At 69.3% G+C, this 19433-nt stretch carries 18 protein-coding genes; 12 read left to right on the plus strand and 6 right to left on the minus strand.

The annotated features are described in order from the left end of the window. The first annotated feature begins 55 nt into the window (after window positions 1-55). From BLQ28_RS22645 to BLQ28_RS22670, 6 genes are read left to right on the plus strand one after another with little or no spacing between them, the layout of a single operon-like run. Window positions 56-553, plus strand: a complete 498-nt coding sequence (locus tag BLQ28_RS22645; protein ID WP_093244765.1) for a MarR family winged helix-turn-helix transcriptional regulator — start codon at window positions 56-58, stop codon at window positions 551-553. Beyond that, window positions 554-2677: an FUSC family protein gene (locus BLQ28_RS22650; RefSeq protein ID WP_093244766.1), complete on the plus strand. Its 2124-nt coding sequence runs from the start codon at window positions 554-556 to the stop codon at window positions 2675-2677. Continuing rightward, entirely contained in the window at window positions 2674-2880 is a 207-nt protein-coding gene (locus BLQ28_RS22655) for a DUF1656 domain-containing protein (protein ID WP_093244769.1), read from the plus strand. The genes BLQ28_RS22650 and BLQ28_RS22655 overlap by 4 nt, the downstream gene beginning before the upstream one ends. Window positions 2881-2890: 10 nt before the next feature. Continuing rightward, entirely contained in the window at window positions 2891-3838 is a 948-nt protein-coding gene (locus BLQ28_RS22660) for an efflux RND transporter periplasmic adaptor subunit (protein ID WP_093244771.1), read from the plus strand. After that, window positions 3835-5316 (plus strand): efflux transporter outer membrane subunit, encoded by a 1482-nt coding sequence (locus BLQ28_RS22665; protein WP_093244774.1) that lies wholly within the window; start codon window positions 3835-3837, stop codon window positions 5314-5316. The genes BLQ28_RS22660 and BLQ28_RS22665 overlap by 4 nt, the downstream gene beginning before the upstream one ends. Then, on the plus strand, window positions 5313-6533 hold the full coding sequence (locus BLQ28_RS22670; protein ID WP_093244776.1) for a multidrug effflux MFS transporter: 1221 nt from the start codon (window positions 5313-5315) through the stop codon (window positions 6531-6533). The genes BLQ28_RS22665 and BLQ28_RS22670 overlap by 4 nt, the downstream gene beginning before the upstream one ends. Here BLQ28_RS22670 and BLQ28_RS22675 read toward each other — a convergent pair. The 3 genes from BLQ28_RS22675 to BLQ28_RS22685 form a co-directional block, all read right to left on the minus strand. After that, the gene (locus BLQ28_RS22675) at window positions 6523-7071 is read right to left on the minus strand and encodes a hypothetical protein (RefSeq protein ID WP_093244779.1); all 549 of its coding nucleotides are present in this window, start codon (window positions 7069-7071) and stop codon (window positions 6523-6525) included. The genes BLQ28_RS22670 and BLQ28_RS22675 overlap by 11 nt on opposite strands. 124 nt (window positions 7072-7195) lie before the next feature. Then, the gene (locus tag BLQ28_RS22680; RefSeq protein ID WP_093244781.1) at window positions 7196-7927 is read right to left on the minus strand and encodes an RNA pseudouridine synthase; all 732 of its coding nucleotides are present in this window, start codon (window positions 7925-7927) and stop codon (window positions 7196-7198) included. Next, window positions 7924-9621, minus strand: a complete 1698-nt coding sequence (locus tag BLQ28_RS22685) for an MBL fold metallo-hydrolase (RefSeq protein WP_093244784.1) — start codon at window positions 9619-9621, stop codon at window positions 7924-7926. Before BLQ28_RS22685 ends, BLQ28_RS22680 begins: the two co-directional genes overlap by 4 nt. Window positions 9622-9740: 119 nt before the next feature. Between BLQ28_RS22685 and BLQ28_RS22690 the strand changes: the two genes are divergently transcribed. Then, on the plus strand, window positions 9741-10742 hold the full coding sequence (locus tag BLQ28_RS22690) for a Bug family tripartite tricarboxylate transporter substrate binding protein (RefSeq protein WP_093244786.1): 1002 nt from the start codon (window positions 9741-9743) through the stop codon (window positions 10740-10742). 34 nt (window positions 10743-10776) lie between these two features. On the opposite strand, the gene BLQ28_RS22695 is transcribed toward BLQ28_RS22690, so the two are convergent. Further along, on the minus strand, window positions 10777-11607 hold the full coding sequence (locus BLQ28_RS22695; protein WP_093244789.1) for a TorF family putative porin: 831 nt from the start codon (window positions 11605-11607) through the stop codon (window positions 10777-10779). A gap of 137 nt (window positions 11608-11744) precedes the next feature. Here BLQ28_RS22695 and BLQ28_RS22700 point away from each other — a divergent pair, with 137 nt between their 5' ends. After that, window positions 11745-13199: an MFS transporter gene (locus BLQ28_RS22700; protein WP_093244792.1), complete on the plus strand. Its 1455-nt coding sequence runs from the start codon at window positions 11745-11747 to the stop codon at window positions 13197-13199. Here the strand turns inward: BLQ28_RS22700 and BLQ28_RS22705 are convergent. Next, window positions 13196-14137 (minus strand): DMT family transporter, encoded by a 942-nt coding sequence (locus BLQ28_RS22705; protein ID WP_093244796.1) that lies wholly within the window; start codon window positions 14135-14137, stop codon window positions 13196-13198. The two genes, BLQ28_RS22700 and BLQ28_RS22705, sit on opposite strands and share 4 nt — an antisense overlap. 64 nt (window positions 14138-14201) lie before the next feature. Then, a complete protein-coding gene (locus tag BLQ28_RS22710; RefSeq protein ID WP_093244798.1) occupies window positions 14202-14987 on the minus strand; it encodes a GntR family transcriptional regulator in 786 nt (261 codons plus the stop codon). Window positions 14988-15209: 222 nt separating this feature from the next. Here BLQ28_RS22710 and BLQ28_RS22715 point away from each other — a divergent pair, with 222 nt between their 5' ends. Genes BLQ28_RS22715 through BLQ28_RS22730 form a run of 4 tightly spaced genes read left to right on the plus strand, consistent with a single transcriptional unit; the run spans window position 15210 to window position 19429 of the window. Next, entirely contained in the window at window positions 15210-15422 is a 213-nt protein-coding gene (locus BLQ28_RS22715) for a DUF3311 domain-containing protein (RefSeq protein WP_093244801.1), read from the plus strand. Then, window positions 15419-16894 (plus strand): sodium:solute symporter family protein, encoded by a 1476-nt coding sequence (locus BLQ28_RS22720; RefSeq protein ID WP_093244803.1) that lies wholly within the window; start codon window positions 15419-15421, stop codon window positions 16892-16894. Before BLQ28_RS22715 ends, BLQ28_RS22720 begins: the two co-directional genes overlap by 4 nt. Before the next feature lie 28 nt (window positions 16895-16922). After that, window positions 16923-18125 (plus strand): amidohydrolase family protein, encoded by a 1203-nt coding sequence (locus BLQ28_RS22725; RefSeq protein WP_093244806.1) that lies wholly within the window; start codon window positions 16923-16925, stop codon window positions 18123-18125. Further along, window positions 18122-19429 (plus strand): cyanate transporter, encoded by a 1308-nt coding sequence (locus BLQ28_RS22730; RefSeq protein WP_093244808.1) that lies wholly within the window; start codon window positions 18122-18124, stop codon window positions 19427-19429. The genes BLQ28_RS22725 and BLQ28_RS22730 overlap by 4 nt, the downstream gene beginning before the upstream one ends. The last annotated feature ends 4 nt before the right edge of the window (window positions 19430-19433 follow it).

A 19433-nucleotide genomic window follows, 5' to 3' on the forward strand; every position in this document is an offset into this window, starting at 1 on the left:
GCATGTTCCGGGTTTACCCGTAAAATAGATAGCAAGCTAACTAATTGGAAGTCTCATGTCCGAACCGACACCCTCCGCGCAAGCGGCAGAAAGGCGCGAATCCGCGCTGATCGCGTTCGGCATGACCTTGTCGACGCTGCAGCGCGGTTACCGCGCTGCGGCCGACAAGGCGGTGGCGCACGTCGGTGTGTCGCAGACGCTGGCCTGGCCGATCGTGATGCTGGGCCGCATGGACGGCGAGGTGCGCCAGGGCGTGCTCGCCGAGGCGCTGGGCATTGAAGGGCCGTCGCTGGTGCGCTCGCTCGACCAATTGGTCGAAGCCGGCTTCATCGAACGCCGCGAAGACCCGGCCGACCGCCGCGCCAAGACCCTGCACCTCACGCCCGCCGGCGTGGCTGCCCGCGCGCCCCTGGAGGCCTCGCTGAGCCTGATGCGCGCATCGCTCTTTGAAGGCGTGTCCGACGACGACATCGCCGCCTGCCAGCGCGTCTTTGCCACGCTCGAGGAGCGGCTCGGCCGCAATGCCCCGGCCTCGCAGGAAGGGCGCAAGTAAATGGCCGCGCTCCGTCTGCCGCGCTTCAGCCGCGCGGAGCTTCTCTTTTCCGGCAAGAGCTTCGCCTCCGCCATGCTGGCGATGTACCTGGCCAGCCGTGCCGGCCTGCCGCGCCCGTTCTGGGCGCTGATGACCACCTACATCGTGGCCCATCCGCTGGCCGGTGCGGTGCGCTCCAAGGCGGTGTACCGCTTCTGCGGCACGTTGATCGGCTGCATGGCGACCGTGCTGATGGTGCCCGCGCTGTCCAACGCGCCCGAACTGCTGACCCTGGTGCTCGCGCTGTGGGTCGGCCTGTGCCTGTGCATCTCGCTGTTCGACCGCACGCCGCGCTCGTACGTCTTCATGCTCGCGGGCTACACGGCCGCGCTGATCGGTTTTCCGTCGGTGCAGACGCCGCTGGTGCTGTTCGACACTGCCGTGGCGCGCGTCGAGGAAATCGGCCTGGGCATCTTCTGCGCCACGCTGATCCACAGCCTCGTGCTGCCCGTCGGGCTCGCACCCACGGTGCTCGGCCTGCTCGACCGCACGCTGCAAGATGCGCGCAGGTGGCTCGGCGACCTGCTTCAGCCCGCCAATCGCGCCAGCGGCAAGGACGCCGAGCCGAAGCGCCTCGACGACGACCGTCGCCGCCTCGCCGGCGACATCACGCAACTGCGGCTGCTCTCGACCCACGTGCCCTTCGACACCACGCACCTGCGCTGGACTGCCGGCGCGATCCGCGCGATGCAGGACCGCGTGGCCGCGCTCACGCCCGCGCTCTCGGCCGTCGAAGACCGCCTGCAGGCGCTCGAACAGGCCGAAGGCGCGCTCGCACCCGATGTGGCCGCCGTGCTCGCGCAAGCCGCGCAATGGCTGCGCGAAGAAGCGGCGCCCGCGAGCGGCGACCCGGCCCGTGCCGAACGCCTGCAAGCGCTGCGCCGCGCCATCCAGGCACTGAGCACCGCGCCTTCTTCCAGCGGTGCGACGCAGCAGACACCTTGGGGCCGCGCCCTGCGCATCGGCCTTGCCGGCCGCCTCGAAGAGCTGGTCGATGGCTGGACCGCCTGCGCCCAGTTGCGCCTGGACATCGACGAAGGCCTCAAGGGCGCCGCACCCCTGCGCCGCACGGCCGCCCTCGGCAACCGCGCGCTGCACCGCGACTACGGCATGGCGCTGCTGTCGGCGCTCGCGGCCGTCATCGCCATCTGCCTGTGCGGCGCGTTCTGGATCATCACCGGCTGGCCCATGGGCTCGGCCGCCACGATGATGGCCGCCGTCTTCTGCTGCTTCTTCGCGACCATGGACGACCCGGTGCCGGCGATCCACGGCTTCCTGAAATGGACGCTGATCTCGATTCCGATCTCGGCCCTCTACGTGCTGGTGCTCATGCCCATGGTGCAGGACTTCGGCATGCTCGTCGTGATCTGCGCGCCGCTGTTCCTGGTGCTCGGCGTCTACCTGGCGCGGCCGACCCACTTCATGCCCGCGATGGCGCTGGTCTTCGGCGTGGCCGGCACGCTGGCGCTGCACGACACCGCCAGTTCCGACCTCGTGAGCTTCATCAATGGCATGGTCGGCCAGATCGTCGGCGTGCTGGTCGCGGCACGCGTCACGCGGCTCGTGCGTTCGGTCGGTGCCGACTGGAGCGCGCGCCGCATCCAGCGCGCCACCTGGCGCGAGCTGGGTGAAATGGCCGCCTCGTCGCAGCCGCAGTACGCGCAGAGCGATGCCTATGCCGTGCGCATGCTCGACCGCATCGGTCTGCTCGCGCCACGCATCGCGCAGGCGGGCGGCACGGTCGAAGGCGTGGTTGCCAACGACGCGCTGCGCGACCTGCGCATGGGCGCCGACATCGCCGTGCTGCAGCGTGTGCGTGGCCAGTTGCCGTTGGCCACGTCGGCCGCGCTGCTGGGCGGCATCTCGCGGTTTTTCCGTCAGCGCGGCGAAGGCCGCATGAACCCGCGTCCGGCGGACCTGCTGCCGCAGATCGACGAGGCACTTGGTGCCGTGCTCGCCGCGCGCGATGCGTCGTCTTCCGCCGCATCGCGTTCGGCCGTCACCGCGCTGGTCGGCTTGCGCCGCAATCTTTTTCCCGAAGCGCCGCCGATGCTGGCCGCGCCCAACCCAGGAGCTTCCGCATGATCGGCGAAGCCAGTTTCTACGGCCTCTACGTGCCCTGGATCATGGTGCTGGCCCTTGCCGCACTGTTGGCCCTGTGGGGCGTTCGCCGGTTGCTCGCGGCCACCGGCGCCTACCGCTGGGTGTGGCATCCGGCGCTGTTCGACATGGCGCTTTACCTGCTGCTGCTCTACGCGCTGAGCCGCGTCACCTCTTACCTGCAATGACGAGATTCCCATGAAAACCAGTCCTTCCGCCGACAACCCCTGGGCACAGCGCATCGGGCGGGTCGCCCTTACCGTGGTCGTGGTGGCCGCGGCCGTCTGGGCCGGCTTCAGGCTCTGGGACCACTACGAACTCGCACCGTGGACGCGCGACGGCCGCGTGCGCGCCAACGTGGTTCAGATCGCGCCCGATGTCTCGGGCCTCGTCACCGCCGTGCCGATCCAGGACAACCAGTCGGTCGCGGCCGGCACGCTGCTGTTCGAGGTCGACCGCGCGCGCTACGACCTTGCGGTGCGTCAGGCCCAGGCCGCACTGGCCGCCCAGCGCGCCATGAGCGCGCAGGTGCAGCGCGAGAACGCGCGCAACGCCGGCCTGGACGATCTGGTCTCGAAGGAGTCGCGTGAGCAGACGCGCTCGCGCGTCGAGCAGATGCAGGCCGCCGTCGCGCAGGCCGAAGTGGCGCTCGATTCGGCCCGCCTCAACCTGCAGCGCGCCCAGGTGCGCGCGCCAGCCGACGGCCTCGTCACCAACCTCGACCTGCGCCAGGGCAGCTACGCTGCCGCCGGGCATCCGGTGCTCGCGCTGGTCGATGCCCGGTCGTTCTACGTCGAAGGCTACTTCGAAGAAACCAAGCTGCCGCGCATCCACCTCGGCGACCGCGTGCGTGTGACGCCGATGGGTGGCGGCGCAGTCATCGAAGGCGCGGTCGACAGCGTGGCCGCCGGCATTGCCGACCGCGACCGCTCCACCAGCGCCAACCTGCTGCCCAGCGTGAACCCGACCTTCAACTGGGTGCGGCTTGCGCAGCGCATTCCGGTGCGCATCAAGCTCGACCCGCTGCCGCAAGGCGCGCGGCTGGTCGCGGGCCAGACCGTGACCGTGCAGGTGCTGGAGAACAAGGCCGCGCGCAGCGCGTCGGCTCCCACGCTCGCACCCGCAGCCGAACCGCAGAAGGGATGAACGCCATGCCCCGCTTCGCTTTCCGAATCGCGTCGCTGGCCGTCGCGGCCGGCCTCGCGGCCTGCGCGGCGGTCGGCCCCGACTATCGCCAGCCGCCCGAGGCGCTGGCCAGCCAGAGCGCCGCCGCACGGCCCTTTGCCGAAGGGCCCGCGAACGCCGCGCCGCTGCCCGCGCACTGGTGGCGCCTGTACCACGACCCGCTGCTCGACCGGCTGGTGGCGCAGGCCCTCGCGCACAACACCGACCTGCGGCAGGCCGTGGCGAACCTCGAACGCGAGCGCGCCATCGACGACGAAGTGGCCGGCGCCAAGTACCCCACGCTGGGTGTGAACGGCGGCCCGTCCTACGGCCACGTGTCCGGCCTGTCGCTGGTCAAGCCGGGCTACGAGCCGCCCAACACCTTCAACTACGGCGTCGCGGCCTCGCTGTCGTACCAGGTCGATCTGTTCGGCCAGATCCGCCGTGCCATCGAGGCATCCGCTGCCAGCACCGAGGCAGCCGAAGCCGCGCTCGACCTCGTGCGCGTGAACGTGGCCGCCGGCACCGCGCGCGCCTACGCCGAAGCCTGCTCGACGGGCCTGCGCCTGCAGATCGCGCAGAAGTCCGTGGCGTTGCAGCAGGACGCTGTGAACGTCACCGACCGCCTGCAGCGCGCGGGCCGCGCCGGCGCCATCGACGGTGGTCGCGCACGTGCGCAGTTGCAGCAACTGAACGCCGCGTTGCCGCCGCTGAAGGCCCAGCGGCAGGGCGCGCTCTACCGCCTTGCCACGCTGACCGGTGCACTGCCGCAAGACTTTCCGCGCGAGGTGGCCGACTGCACCGTGCCGCCGCGCGTGGCCGGCACGCTGCCGGTGGGCGATGGCGCGGCGCTGCTGCGTCGCCGCCCCGACATCCGCCAGGCCGAGCGCAGCCTTGCCGCATCCACCGCGCGCATCGGCGTGGCCACGGCCGACCTCTATCCGAAGGTGACGCTGGGGCTCTCGGGCTCTTCCGTCGGCCACGCCAACGACTTCGGCGGCAAGGACGCCTTCGCATGGAGCCTGGGCCCGCTGATCTCCTGGACCATTCCGAACACCGGCGTCGTCCAGTCGCACATCGCGCAGGCCGAGGCCGGCACGCGCGCTGCGCTCGCCAAGTTCGACGGCACCGTGCTGACCGCCTTGCGCGAAACCGAAACCGCGCTCGGCACCTACGCCCGCGAACTCGATCGTCGCGCCGCGCTGCAGGCCTCGCGCGACGAAAGCGCCAAGGTCGCCGCGCAGGCCCGCCAGCTCTACAGGAATGGCCGCACCGCCTACCTCGATGCGCTCGATGCCGAGCGCTCGCTGGCCGCCAGCGATGCCGCCCTCGCGGCCAGCGAGGCGCAACTGGCCGACGACCAGGTCGTGCTGTTCATGGCACTCGGCGGCGGGTGGGAGCCCGAGGAGGGCAATGCCCGCCTCGCGCAGGACGCCGGATCGACGACCACGAAGCAATGAGCGCGACCCCCGCGCCCGCACGCAGGCCGCACGCGCCGCTGTGGCTGCTCGCGCTGGTCACCTTCAGCGGCACGCTGGCCATGCACATCTTCGTGCCGGCCCTGCCCATTGCCGCGAAGAACCTCGGCGCCGGCATGGGTGCCATGCAGATGACGGTGAGCCTCTACATCTTCGGCCTCGCGGTGGGGCAACTGGTGTACGGGCCGTTGGCCGATCGCTTCGGGCGGCGGCCCGTGCTGCTCTGCGGCTTGGGCCTGTACTGCGTTGCGGGGTTGGTCGCGGCGCTCGCGCCCGACGTGCATGCGCTCATCACCGCGCGGCTGTTCCAGGCGATGGGCGGCTGCGCCGGCCTCGTGCTGGGCCGCAGCATCGTGCGCGACACCGCGGAGCCGAAAGAGGCCACGCGGCGCCTTGCGTTGATGAACCTGATGGTGACCATCGGCCCCAGCCTCGCACCGCTGATCGGTGGCGCGCTGGCCACCGCGCTCGGGTGGCGTTCGATCTTCTACGCGCTGTTCGCGCTCGGTGCCATCGGCTTTCTCTTCACGTGGCGCCTGCTGCCCGAGACCGGCGCGCCCGGCACGGCCGTCAAGGCCAGGGACCTGGCACGCAACTACGGCAAGCTGCTGGCCTCGCCGGCCTTTCTTGGCTTCTCGGTGGGCGGCGGCTGCGCCACCACGTCGATGTACGCCTTCATCGCTTCCGCGCCCTTCATCTTTGTGGACCAGCTGCACCGCCCCGCGCACGAAGCCGGCATCTACCTTGCCATTCTTGTGTCGGGCGTGTGGCTCGGCAGCTTTCTCACCAGCCACCTGATCTCGCGCGTGCGCGTCGACCGGCTGATGGTCCGCTCGAACGCGCTGAGCGTGGCCGCGGCCTTCGTGCTGCTCGGCGCGGCACTGGCGGACCATCTCTCGGTGCCGCTGATCGTCGGCTGCATGTTCCTCTTCACCGTCGGCGCGGGCATGGCCTCGCCGGCCGCGCTGACGCAGGCGATCAGCGTCAATCCACAGGTCATCGGCTCGGCTTCGGGCCTTTACGGCTTCACGCAGATGGCCGTGGGCGCACTCTGCACGGCACTCGCCGGCATGGGCCACCGCAACCCCGCGCTGGCGTCGGCCATCGTGCTGGCCGGGGCCGGCATCGTGGCGCAGTTGTCGTTTGCCGTGGCGCTGCGCACGCAGCGGCGCGAGGCGGCCGCGAGGCTCAGCGCGTAAAGAGCCAGCCGCCCTTGGGCTGGCGCATCAGCTCGTGCCGCTTGATGGCGCGCTCTTCGCCGTCGTCGCCCACGTAGACCACATCGAAGCGCAGCAGCTTCGGCGAGACCATCTTCCAGTTCTGGATGCGCTTGACGGTCACGCAGGCCGTCTTGTCGTGGTACTGCATCTCCGACATCGGCCCGCCCTGGAAGCCCGTGCCGTCGAACAGGCGGCCGGGCGCCGCGAAGGGGTTGAGCACCGCGCCGTTGCGCGCGGTGATGCAGCCTTCGGCCCGCACGAAGGACTCGATGGTCGGCGATGCGCTGCGCACCACCTTGCCCACGGCCGGGCTGGGCGCCTTGCCGGAGATGGCTTCGCGGATGCGTTCCACTTGTTCATCGGTGATGGGCGCCAGCCCGTCTTTCGAGACCACGGGCGGTGGCGGCGGCGCGGGCGGCGCATCCACAGGCGCCGCGGGCGAGAGGTAGGCGCAGCCCGCCACCAGTGCCAGGGGCACGGTGCAGGCAAGGGCAGCGCTCGGTGTTCCGAACTTCATGGCTCAGTCTCCCTGTCGGCGGCACGAGGCCGCAGGCTGAAAATTGCAGGCCGCGAACATGCGGTGCATCGTCGTGTGTCGTCCTCTTTCTCTTCCTGTCGTTGTCTTGTTTTTTTGCCTGGCGTCAGAAGCGCTCGTGCGGCGCCAGGTAGCGCCACTGGCCCGGCTGCAGCCCGGCCAGCGGCACGCGACCGATGCGGATGCGCCGCATCGAGAGGATGCGCAGGTCCACGGTGTCGCAGATGTTGGCGATCTGCCCGGGCCGCGCACCCTTGAGCGCAAAGCGCAGGCCGGTCTGGTCGTCGGCCTGGCGGCCGATGCTCACGCGCGCGGGCGAACGCTCCAGCCGCGCCAGCACCTCGGGGCTGACGGCGCCGGCCACGTCGACCATCACTTCGTGTTCGAGGATGCCCGCGTCTTCCTGCAGCTTGCGTTCGATGCGGAACTCCTGCGTGTAGACGACCAGCCCGCTCGCGCCGGTTTCCAGCGGCGTCATGCAGTGCTGCCCCTTGGCGTGCACTGGCAGAAAACGCTGGCCGGCGCGTTCGGGCTCGTGGTGGTTCGCGGCCACCAGCAGGCGGTGCGCCACATCGGTTGCCATGCCCGCCGGCTTGTACAGCAGCAGCGTGACGGGAACGATCGGCTCGGGCCTGGCACCGGCTTCGATCTCTACTTTCTGGTGCGGCTGCACGCGCAACTGTGGCAGCAGGGCGGGCACGCCGTCCACGCGCACCGTGCCGTTCTCGATCAGCAGTTCGGCTTCGCGCCGCGACACGCCGGCCATCGCGGCCACGCGCTTCGCGAGGCGGATGCCTTCGTCTTCGGGAGAGGGGTTGTCGTTATTTCTGTGGTTCATCGGGGCGCAGTCAGTTGCCGGATGCGCGCCACGTGCGCGGCCAGCGAGCGGGCCGCCACCGGCCACATGCGCTCGGGCACGTCGTCGTAGGCGAGCGGCAACCACTCTTCGGGCGTGCCCTCGGGCAGTTTCTGCATGGCGGCGGCGATCTTGGCTTCGCGCTTGAGGCGGTGCGCCTTCAGCATCGCGATGGCGGTGCGGGCAAAGCCGATCACGTAGCCGTGCGCGGGCAGGATGAATTCGATGCCGCCTGCTTCGCAGGCCGCGTCGAGCGCGTCGAGCGAACCCAGGTACGCGTTCATGTCGCCGTCCGGCGGATCGACCACCGTGGTGCTGCCGTTCAGGATGTGGTCGCCGGAGAACAGCAGGCCGTCTTCTTCCAGCACGAGGCACAGGTGGTTGGCCGCATGGCCGGGTGTGTGGATCACGCGCAGCGTGTGCATGACGGCTGTCGCGGCTTCGCCTTCGGCGGCGGTGCTGCCCGACAGCACGAGGCGCTCGCCGTCCTTCAGTTCGCGCTCGGCGGTGAAGCGTGCGGACGAGCGCGCGGTCGGTGCGGACGACAGTCCCAGGATCGGCGGCTTCGCATCCTTGCACAGTGCCTGCAGCGGCGCGGCGCCCGGCGAGTGGTCGGCATGCGAATGCGTGCACACGATCATGCAGATATCGCCATGCGTGGCGCGCCACAGCCGGCCGATGTGGTCGAAGTCGTTCGGACCCGGATCGATGACGATGTAGCCCGTGGCCGCGTCGCCGACGATGTAGCTGTTGGTGCCCGGGCCGGTCATGGCGCTCGGGTTGGGCGCGGTCAGGCGCATCACGTTCTTGAGCAGCGGCACGGGGTGCTCGCTCTGCCAGTCGAGCGCATGCGCGATCTGGCCGTCGGGGCACACCAGCGCGAGTTCGCCGTAAGGCGAGTCGCTTTCCATGTAGCGCGCGTCTTCGCCCTTGAGCAGGCCGGCGCGCGGGCAACTGGTCCACAGCGGGCCTTCGCCCACGCCACCCGGGCCGCCGCTCGCGCAGGCCGCGAGCACCGCGTCGACGGTGGCGTATGCGGCCATGCGCTGCAGCGTGCGCACGGTCGGGAAGATCATGAAGAACGTGCCCGCGTCGTGGCGCGCGAGCGCGTCGGCCGGACGCACCCAGCAGGGCTCGAACTGCTCGCTCTCGTCGGCTGTGGGCGTCTGGCCTTCGGGCATGCGCGCGGCGAGGAAGGGCACGTCGAAGCGCTTGGGCAGGTCGCGGTCGGTGATCCAGTGCGCGAAGGTGAACACCTTGTCGGAGTCGAGCACGAGGCCGCGTGCCGCGCACTGGTCGGCGAAGGCGGTACCCGCGGTGTCGGTGCGGTCCATCGCGGCGATGTCGTCGGCGCTCACCGGGCGGCCGTCGGCATGGTGCGCGAGCAGGATGCCGAGTTCTTCAAAAGCCTCGCGGATCGCGGCAATGGCTTGCGTGCGCTGCACGCGGCTCTGGGTGGGGCGGCGCGTGGCGATGCGCTTGGCGGCCTCGTCGGCTTCATCGATGTGACCGCCGGGGAATACGTATGCGCCCGGCGCGAAGCTGGCGGTGGCCGAGCGGCGCGTCATCAGCACTTCGATGCCGGCGGGGGTGTCGCGCAGCAGCAGGATGGTGGCTGCCGCGCGCACGGGCGCGGGCTCGCGTGCGGGGTGGAGTTGTTGGGTGGAACGGACCATGGGGTGATTATGGAGAGCGGTGGCCACGCCCGTGTGTCGGGCATAAGCTCAGAGTGATTCGGGCATGAGCCGCGCGCCACAATTCGCGCTCGCATTGCTCGCCTCGAAGAAAGACAGACATGGCCCATTCTCCCTTTTCGCTCCGTGCCCTGTGGCTGGCAGGTGTCGCGTTGTGTGTCGCCACACCGCCCGCCGCCTTTGCCCAGCCCGAGTGGCCGCAACAACCCGTCACATTGATCATGGGTTTCCCCGCCGGTTCGGGCGTCGACGTGGTCGCACGCACCATCCAGGAACCGCTGGCCAAGCAGCTGGGGCGGCCGGTCATCATCGACTACAAGTCGGGTGCCGCCGGCAACATCGCCAGCGAGTACGTGGCGCACGCCAGGCCCGACGGCTACACGCTGTCGTTCGGCACCGCGGCCACGCACGGCAGCAACGCCGCGCTCTATAAAAAGCTGCCCTTCGATGTCGAAGCCGACTTCGTTCCTGTGGCGCCGGTGCTCGACGTGTCGAACGTGCTCACCATCAATCCGGACGTCATCAACGTCAAGACATTGAAGGAGTTCGTGGCGCTGGTCAAGGCCCATCCGGGCAAGTACAACTATGCGTCTACAGGCAACGGCGCGGGCACGCACATGGCCTTTGCCGAGTTCAATTCGCGCCTGGGGCTGGACATGGTCCACGTGCCCTACAAGGGCGGCCCCGAGGCCATCACCTCGGTGGTTCGCGGCGAGACCTGCTGCATCATGAACCAGGTGCAGACGGTGCTGCCGCACTACAAGGCCGGCAAGGTGCGCCTGTTGGGCGTGACCACCGCCACGCCGGTGCCGGCCGTGAAAGAGGTGCCCACCATCGCATCGAGCGGGCTGCCCGGCACCAAGGGTTTCGACAGCTCGATCTGGTTCGGCATCTTCGCGCCCAAGGGCACCGACCCGCAGATCGTCGACAAGCTCAATGCCGCCGTGAAGGCGGTGCTGGAGCAGCCAGAGATCCGCGAGCGCTTCGAGAGCCAGGGCAACACCGTGCGCATCGAGTCCCCCGCGCAGTTCAAGAAGACCGTGCACGCCAACCGCGTGAAGTGGGCCGAGGTGGCGAAGGCCGCCAACATCAGCATCGACTGACAACCACCAGTGCCGGTCCTCGCGAGCCGAGGCGCTACAGCGCCTTGGTCAGCGTGAGGATGAAGCGCGCCTTGTTCGGCGAATAGGTCTGCTTGCCGAAGGTGCCGAAGCCCAGGTCGTAGCCCGGGTTGGACACGGCCGCATACGCGTTCTGCTTGTTCGCACCCTGCACCGAACCGGCCAGCGACAGGCCGTTGCCGAAGTCGTACGAAGCGCCGATGTTGTAGTCGACATAGCTCTTGTAGCCCAGGCGGCGGATGTCGCTCGACATGTTCGTGTAGCCCACCGCCGCCTTCAGCATGACCTTGGGGAAGATCTCCTTGCTGTAGGCCAGGTTCAGGTAGCCGGTGTTGGTGCCCTTCAGGCCCGAGCCGCCCTTGTTGCCGGCGAGGTTGAAGTAGTCCTTCGACACCGTGTGCGAGTACTTCAGTGTGAACGAGCCGATCGTCTCGTCGGTGTAGCACGCGCTGCCGTACAGCTCCGTCGTGTTGCCCGCCGAGTTGCCCGGATAGAGGTACGTGAGCGCACCCACGTCCATATCGAGCGGGCCGGCCTTGAACTTGTAGCCGCCGTAGATGTCGCTCTCGAGGCTGTTGCCCTTGAGCCAGTTGACGCTCGAATTCCAGTTGCCCACATAGAAGCCGCTCTCGCCGAAGGCGTAGTCGAAGCCACCTTGAATGGCGGGCTTGAAGCCTCGGGTCTTGGCGTAGTCGTTCTTGCCCAGCATGTCCTGGTCCTGGCCGCGAAACTTGTAGTCGGTGGTCAGCGCCACGTTGCCCGTGAGCTGCGCGTTCGCGAGCATCGGCAGGGCGGCGAGGGTCGGAAGAACGAGCACCGGCAGGGCGGTGCGAAGGAGGTGTTTCATTGAAAGAAATCGCTAACGGATAGAGGAGCCGGCAGCGTAGAAGGGCGCGTCTAAAAGCTGCGTAAAAAATGAAGGTGTGGGCGCAAAATTTCTGATCGGCGCTGTCGATCCGGGCATGCGCCGTTCGACTACCAGGCATGAACACCTCCATCGCCTCACCCTCCGCCGCGCGCCCGGCCACCGCCACGCTGGCCCACGACGCGCCCGATCCACGCCGCTGGAAAGCACTGGCCGTGCTGTGCGCGGCCTACTTCATGGTCATCCTCGATTCGCAGATCGTCATCCTGGCGCTGCCGTCCATCGAGCGGGCGCTGGGCTTCTCGCCGGGCCATGTGCAGTGGGTCATGAGCGTGTATCTGCTGAGCTTCGGCGGCCTGCTGTTGCTCGGCGGCCGCATGGCCGACCTGCTGGGGCGGCGGCGCATGTTCATGCTCGGCACCGGCCTGTTCCTGGTGGCCTCGCTGGGCTGCGGGCTTGCTGCCTCGCCACGGGCGCTCATCGTGGCGCGCGTGCTGCAGGGCGCGGCGGCGGCGGTGATGTCGCCTTCGGCGCTGTCGATCCTCATGACCACTTTCAGCGAAGGCTCGGAGCGCAACAAGGCGCTGGGCATCTGGTCGGGCATGGGCGGTGTGGGCGCCACGTCAGCGCTGCTGGTCGGCGGGCCGCTGGCCGACGTGCTGGGCTGGCCGTGGATCTTCTACATCAACGTGCCGGTGGCGGGCGCGGTGATCTTGCTGTGCCCGATGCTGCTGCGCGAAAGCCGCGCCGACGAGCGGACCCATCCGCGCCGCTACGACCCGGCCGGCGCGCTCACCATCACGGCCGGCCTGATGCTGCTGGTGTACGCATTCGTCGAGGCACCTGCGGCCGGCTGGCTCGGTGCGCAAACGCTGGGCGTGTTCGCGGGCGCCGTGGCGTTGATCGCGCTGTTCGTGCTGATCGAGGCACGCTCCGCCGCGCCGCTGGTGCCCTTGTCGATCTTCCGGTCGCGCACGCTGGTGGGCGGCAACCTGCTGATGCTCGTGCTCGGCATGACAGCCTGGGGCGTGGGCACCACGGTGTCGCTCTATGCGCAGAAGGTGCTGGGCTATTCGGCACTGCAGTTCGGCCTGGGCACGGCGGTGCTCACGGTGATGGCGGTGGTCGGCTCGACCTTCGGGCAGGGCTTCGTCACGCGCGTGGGCTTTCGCCGCGTGGCCATGGCCGCGATGCTGCTGCTTGGCGCGGCGAGCCTGCTGCTCAGCCGCATCCGCCTGAACGGCACCTACTTCGGCGACATCTTCCTCGGCCTGTTCATCTTCGGCGCGGGGCTCGGTGCGTGCGCCGTGGCGGGGTCGATCGCGGCGCTGTCGGGCGTGGGCAAGAGCGAGGCGGGGCTTGCCTCGGGCATCAACACGGCCGCGTTCCAGCTGGGTGGTGCGTTCGGCGCCGCGGCCGTGGCGACCGTGGCCGTGTCGTTCGCGGCGGTGCAATCGGTGCCCGCGCTCCATCGCGGCTACCAGGCGTCGTTCATCGCCTGTGCCGTGTTCGCGATGGCCGGGTTGCTCGTGGCATGGCGGCTGCTGCGACGGCCGCCGATGCAGCGCGCCTAGGCGCTGTCTAGTTCGGCGCGCGACCGTTGCCGCGCCGGCATCGTCATCGCAACCACGCCCGCCACGATGCACGCCAGCCCCAGCCAGGCGGTGGGTGCCAGCACTTCGCCGAGGAACACCACGCCGATCATCACGCCGATGGGCACGCGCAGGTACGCCTGCGCGGCGGTCGACATCGGCCCCAGCGTCTTGATGAGCCGGAAGTAGATGGTGAAGGCGAGCGCGGTCGACAACACCGCCAGCGCCAGCACCGCGCCCATCGATGCGGCCGAAGGCGCCAGCGCCCAGGGCCTGTCGATGGCGATGCTCGCGGGCAGCAGCATCGCGGCGCCGCTCAGCAGCGAGCCGGCGGCCGGCACCATCGGGTCCAGTCCCTTGAACACGCGCCCGAACATCGCGGCGCAGCCGTAGCAGACCGCCGCCGCCACCAGCCCGAGTTGCGCCAGCAGCGAATGCCCCAGCCCGTTCAGCGCCTCGACACCGACGATCAGGCAGATGCCCGCCAGGCCCGCGCCGACGCCGAACAGCCGGCGCAGCGTGGGCTTTTCCGCGCCACCCATCCCCAGGCCCAGCAGGAAGATGAAGATCGGCGACGTCGAGTTGAGGATGGTCGCCAGCCCTGCGTCCACGCTGCGTTCGGCCCACGCGATGAGCGTGAACGGCAGCACGCTATTCAGGCACGCCTGCAGCATGAAGCGGCCCCACATCGCGGGCTCGGTCGGCAGCTTCACGCCGCGGATGCGTAGCACCGCGAGCAGCAGCGTGCCGGCGATCAGCGTGCGCGCCGCGATCAGCGTGACCGGTGGAATGGTCGCGACGCCGATCTTGATGAAGGTGTACGACGCGCCCCAGCAGGTGGCGAGCACCGCGAGCAGGGCCCATTCGAAGGCGGGTTGAAAAGAGGCCGGGCCTGGCGTTGCGCGAAGGGGTGTGTGCATGGTGCACCGATCATCGCGAGGCCATGCGGCCGACACTTCGGCCCGGAGCGAAGCGTGAATGCAGTCAGTGGCCGTGCGAGTGATCGTGTGCGCGCAGGCCGTTGGCGCCGCCATTCAGCAGGCTCGCCAGGTCCACCTCCTGCTCGGCCGCCGCACCGGCGATCACGCGCTGTTCCAGTTCGTCGAGGTGCTCCAGCGCCACCGCGAGCGCGGCATCGAGCGACTTGCCCATCAGCGCTTCGATGATCTGCTCATGCTCGCGCGGCGCGCAGCTCGCGGCCTCGGCCGAGTCGTAGAGCGCCTTGTACAGCTCGGTGTTCGAGATCAGCCGCTGGATGTACGAGAGCAGTTCGTCGCTGCCCGCCATCTGCGCCAGCAGCAGATGAAAGTCGCCGGCCAGCCGTATCGCGTCTTCGCGTCGCCCTTCCTTGAAGGCCTTCTGCTCGGCTTGCACATGCTTGCGCAGCGTCGCGACCTGGTCGCGCGCGAGCTGGCCGAACAGCGTGGTGATCAGGCCCGCCTCCACGATGCGGCGCGCGCGGTAGATGCCGCGCATGTCGTCGATCGACGGGTTCGGCACGAAGGCGCCGCGGTTGTGCTCCAGCACCAGCCGCTTTTCGGAACCCAGGCGCGCCAGCACCTTGCGCACCGCGCCGCGCGTGCAGCCCAGCGCCTCGGCCAGCGCGCGCTCGCGCAGCGGCGTGCCGGGGCGCAGCTTGCCGCTCAGCAGCGCCTTCGACACCGCCGCGTAGACGCGCTCGTCGACGTTGGCGTCGTCTTCTGCTTCGACGTTCGCATCGGGCTTGGCGGCAGGGGCTGTGGCGGGGGAGCGGCGGGTGGCGGAGGGCATGGGCAGGCGGGGCGAACAGGGCGTTGGGGCGCTTTCGGGCCGTGGGGCGTCCGGATTATTGCCTGCGGCCCGTCGCCTAAGGGAAAGCCCCCGGATTGACGCGGCCCGCCCGGCTCCGTACCATTCGCGCCGTTTGGTTAACCAAAATAAATGTATATGGTTAACCAAAATAGAGCGAATTTCAAACATGAATTTCAAACCAACCCCCAATCGAGGCTCCCGATGAAATCCGTCAAATGGCTGGCCGCATTGCCGGTCGCCGCCTTCTTCAGCGGCGGGTGGCTCTCGGCCATCGCGCCCACCTTCGTGCTCGGCATGCCCTTCCTGATGGTGTGGAACGTCAGCTGGCTGGTGCTGACCTCGCTGATCATGGTGCTCATCGACCGCGCCGAAGGCGACCTCGATGCCCCCACCGCCACCGGAGACGCGCGATGAACGCCGCACTGGGCGTGATCGCGCTCTTCGTCGTCGGCGCGTTGGGCCTGGCGGTGCTCGCGCGCCGCGGCCGCACCATGAGCCTGGAGCAATGGGCGCTGGGCGGGCGCGGGCTGGGCGCCATCATGGTGTTCCTGCTGATGGCGGGCGAGTCGTTCTCCACCTTCACCTTTTTGGGCGCGAGCGGCTGGTCGTACAGCAAGGGCTCGCCGGCCTTCTACATCCTGGCCTACGGCGGGCTGGCCTACCTCATGGCCTTCTGGATGCTGCCGGCCATCTGGCGCTACGCCACTGCGCACAAGCTGGTGTCGTTCTCGGACTTCTTCGCGCACAAGTACAACAGCCGGCCGCTCGGCGTGCTGGTGTCGATCGTCGCGCTCATGGGCATGGTGGCGCTGCTCACCATCCAGCTGCGCGGGCTCGGCATCATCGTGTCGGAGGCCTCGTACGGCTCCATCGCGCCGCAGGTGGCGATCTGGATCGGCACCGTCGTCATGGTGTCGTACATCCTGTTCTCGGGCATCCACGGCTCGGCCAGCATCGCCATCGTGAAGGACGTGCTGATCCTGGCGCTCGCGGTGTTCCTCGGCATCTACCTGCCCTGGCACTACTACGGCGGCGTTGCGCCGATGTTCACGGCCATCCATGCGGCCAACCCCACCTTCTTCGATTTTCCGAAGGAAGGGCTCAACCTCACCTGGTACAACTCGACGATCCTGCTCACCGCGCTGGGCTACTACCTGTACCCGTTCAACCTGACGTCGGTGTATGCGGCCAAGAGCGCCAGCGCCGTGCGGCGCAACACGATCCTGATGCCGCTGTACCAGGTGGTCATCGCCTTCCTGTTCCTGGTCGGCTTCGCGGCCATCCTGCAGGTGCCGGGCCTCAAGGGCGCCGAGGTCGACCTCGCGCTGTTCGGCCTCGTCAAGCACACCTTCGATCCGTGGTTCGTCGGCGTGATCGGCGGCACCGGCGTGCTCACCGCGCTGGTGCCGGGCTCGATGATTTTGCTGACCGCTTCGACGGTGATCGGCAAGAACGTCTACAAGGAAGGCTTTGCCCACAACGCGACCGACAAGCAGGTGTCGCGCGTGGCGCGCGGCGTGCTGCCGGTGTTTGCGCTGGTGGCGGTGTACTTCGTGCTGCGCGGCGGCGCGACCATCGTGTCGGTGGCCATCTTCGCGTCGAGCCTGCTCACGCAACTGCTGCCTTCGCTGCTGTTCAGCCTCATGAAGAAGCCCTTCGGCAACAAGCATTCGGCCTTCGCGGGCATCCTGGCGGGCGGCGCGGTGCTGGCCTTCATGATGACCACCAGCTCCAACCTGGGCACGCTGTTCCCGGCCGCGCCGGTGGTCTTCAAGTCGCTCAACATCGGGCTCGTGGCGCTGGCGACCAATGCGCTGGTGTTCGTGATCGTGGCGCTGTTCACGCGGCGTACCGTGTCGCACACCACCGCGGCACAACCGGCCTGATGCCCTTCAACGAACGGACTCTTTCTTCATGCCTTCGCTCCTGATTCGCAACGTGCGCCCCCTGGGCGCTTCCCCGGTCGACGTGCTTGTGCAAGACGGGCGCATCGCGGCCATCGGTGCCGCACTGCCTGCGCCCACCGATGCCGCCGTGGAAGACGGCGCCGGCGCCTTGCTGCTGCCCGGCCTGGTCGAAGGCCACACGCATCTCGACAAGACGATGTGGGGCATGGACTGGTATCGCAACGAAGTCGGCGTGAACCTCATCGACAAGATCGAGAACGAACGCGCCTTCCGCCATGCGAGCGGGCACGACGCCGCCGCGCAATCGCTGGTGCTGGCCAAGGCCTTTCTTGCGCTCGGCACCACGCGGCTGCGTACGCATGTCGACGTCGACACGCAAGCCGGCCTGCGCCACCTCGAAGGCACCCTGCGCACGCGCGAGACGCTGCGCGATGTGCAGCAGATCCAGATCGTCGCGTTCCCGCAGTCGGGCCTGCTCACGCGGCCGGGCACCTTCGAGCTGCTCGACCAGGCCATGGCGCAGGGCGCCGACGTGCTGGGCGGGCTCGACCCCTGCGCCATCGACGGCGACCCGGTGCGCTCGCTCGACATGCTGTTCGCCATCGCCGGCAAGCACCGCTGCCCCGTCGACATTCACCTGCACGAGCCCGGCGCCATGGGCGCGTTCTCGCTCGACCTGATCCTGCAGCGCACCGAGGCGCTGGGCATGCACGGCCAGGTGGCCATCAGCCACGGCTTCTGCCTGGGCGACGTGAGCGAACGCGAGCGCGAAGTGCTGCTCGCGCGCATGGCCAAGCTCGGCGTGGTGCTCATCACCAGCGCGCCGCCTTCGCGCACGGTGCCGCCGCTCATGGCCTGTCGGCAGGCGGGCGTGACCGTGCTCGGCGGCAACGACGGCATCCGCGATACGTGGTCGCCGTACGGCAACCCCGACATGCTCGAGCGCGCCATGATCATCGGCATGCGCTACAACCTGCGCCGCGACGACGAGATCGAAGTGGCGCTCGACACCGTCACGCACGCCGGCGCGCGCGGCTGCGGCTTCGAGGCCTACGGGCTCGAAGTCGGCTGTCGGGCCGACCTCGTGCTGGTCGATGCGCAGACGCCCGCGCAGGCCGTGGTCTCGCGGCCCCTGCGGCAACTGGTGGTGGCGGGCGGCCGCATCGTGGCGCGCCAGGGCGTGCTGCAGGCCGACGTGGCCGCCTTGTGACGACAGTGCGCAGCCGCCATCAAGGCGGCGCGGCCTTTGCTTTCGTGATCGTGCTGGTCGCGCTGAACCTGCGCGCCTTTCTCACGTCGAGCAGCCCCTTGCTCGAACCCATCCGGCTGGCGACGGGCATCGGCTTTCATGCGGTCGCGCTGCTCACCGTGCTGCCGATGTTCGCGATGGGCGCGATGTCCTTGTTCGGCGCGGCCGTGGGGCAGCGCATCGGCGCGCGCGGTGGCATCGCGCTCGGCCTCGGCGCCATCGCCTTCGCCTGTGCGAGCCGCTACGTGGCGGGCGGCGCGGCGGCCCTGCTGTGGAGCGCGGCGCTCGCGGGCGCCGGCGTCGGGCTCGTGCAGGCGTTGATGCCGGGCGTGGTCAAGCAGGCGTACCCGGCACGCATCGGCGTGATGACGGGGCTGTACTCGGCTGCCATCATGGGCGGCGGCGGGCTGGGTGCCATGGCCAGCCCGTGGGTCGCGCATGTGCTCGGCGGCGCGCAGGCCGACTGGCATGCGGGGCTGGCGATGTGGGCCGTGCTGGCCACGGTGGCGCTGCTGTCGTGGCTGGGCATGCGGCGCGTGGTGCCGGGCATGGCAACGACAACTTCGACAACGGCGACGCCACGCCAGAACCTCTCGTGGCAGCGCTGCTTCCGCAGCCCGCGCGCATGGCTGCTCGCCCTGTGCTTCGGCCTCATCAATGGCGGCTACACCAGCCTCGTCGCATGGCTGCCGCACTTCTACGCACAACGCGGATGGACCGCGCAAGAGGGCGGCTCGGTGCTCGCGCTGATGACGGCGGCGCAGGTCGTCGCCGCGCTCGCCATGCCCGCGCTGGCGCGCAGCCGCGGGCGCGACCTGCGGCCCTGGCTCGTGCTCACGCTGGTGGCGCAGCTCGCGGGCTTCGTGGTGCTGATGCTCGACTTGCCCGTGCCGGCGGCGGGCGTGGCGGTCACGCTCGGCTTCGGCCTCGGTGGCGCCTTCGCGCTGTGCATGGTGCTGGCGCTCGACCACCTGCCCGACCCGGCGCAGGCCGGCGCGCTGGCGGGCTTCATGCAGGGCGTGGGCTTCATGATCGCGGCGCTCGCGCCCTTCGTCACCGGCTGGGTGCGCGAGCAGACCGGCGGCTTTACCCATGCATGGGCGTATCTCGCGGCCGTGGTTGTTGTGTTGCTGCCGCTGATGCTGCGCTTCGATCCACGGCGCTACGCGGCGGCCACAGCCGGGCTGTTCGACTCGCAGCCTGCATCGTCCGCAGTTGCCGCCACCGCCGTGCGCCCCGTGCTCGACAACGCAAGAAAGGTCTGACCCC

It is taken from the genome of Variovorax sp. EL159 (assembly GCF_900100965.1).
Taxonomy (GTDB): Bacteria; Pseudomonadota; Gammaproteobacteria; order Burkholderiales; family Burkholderiaceae_C; genus Variovorax.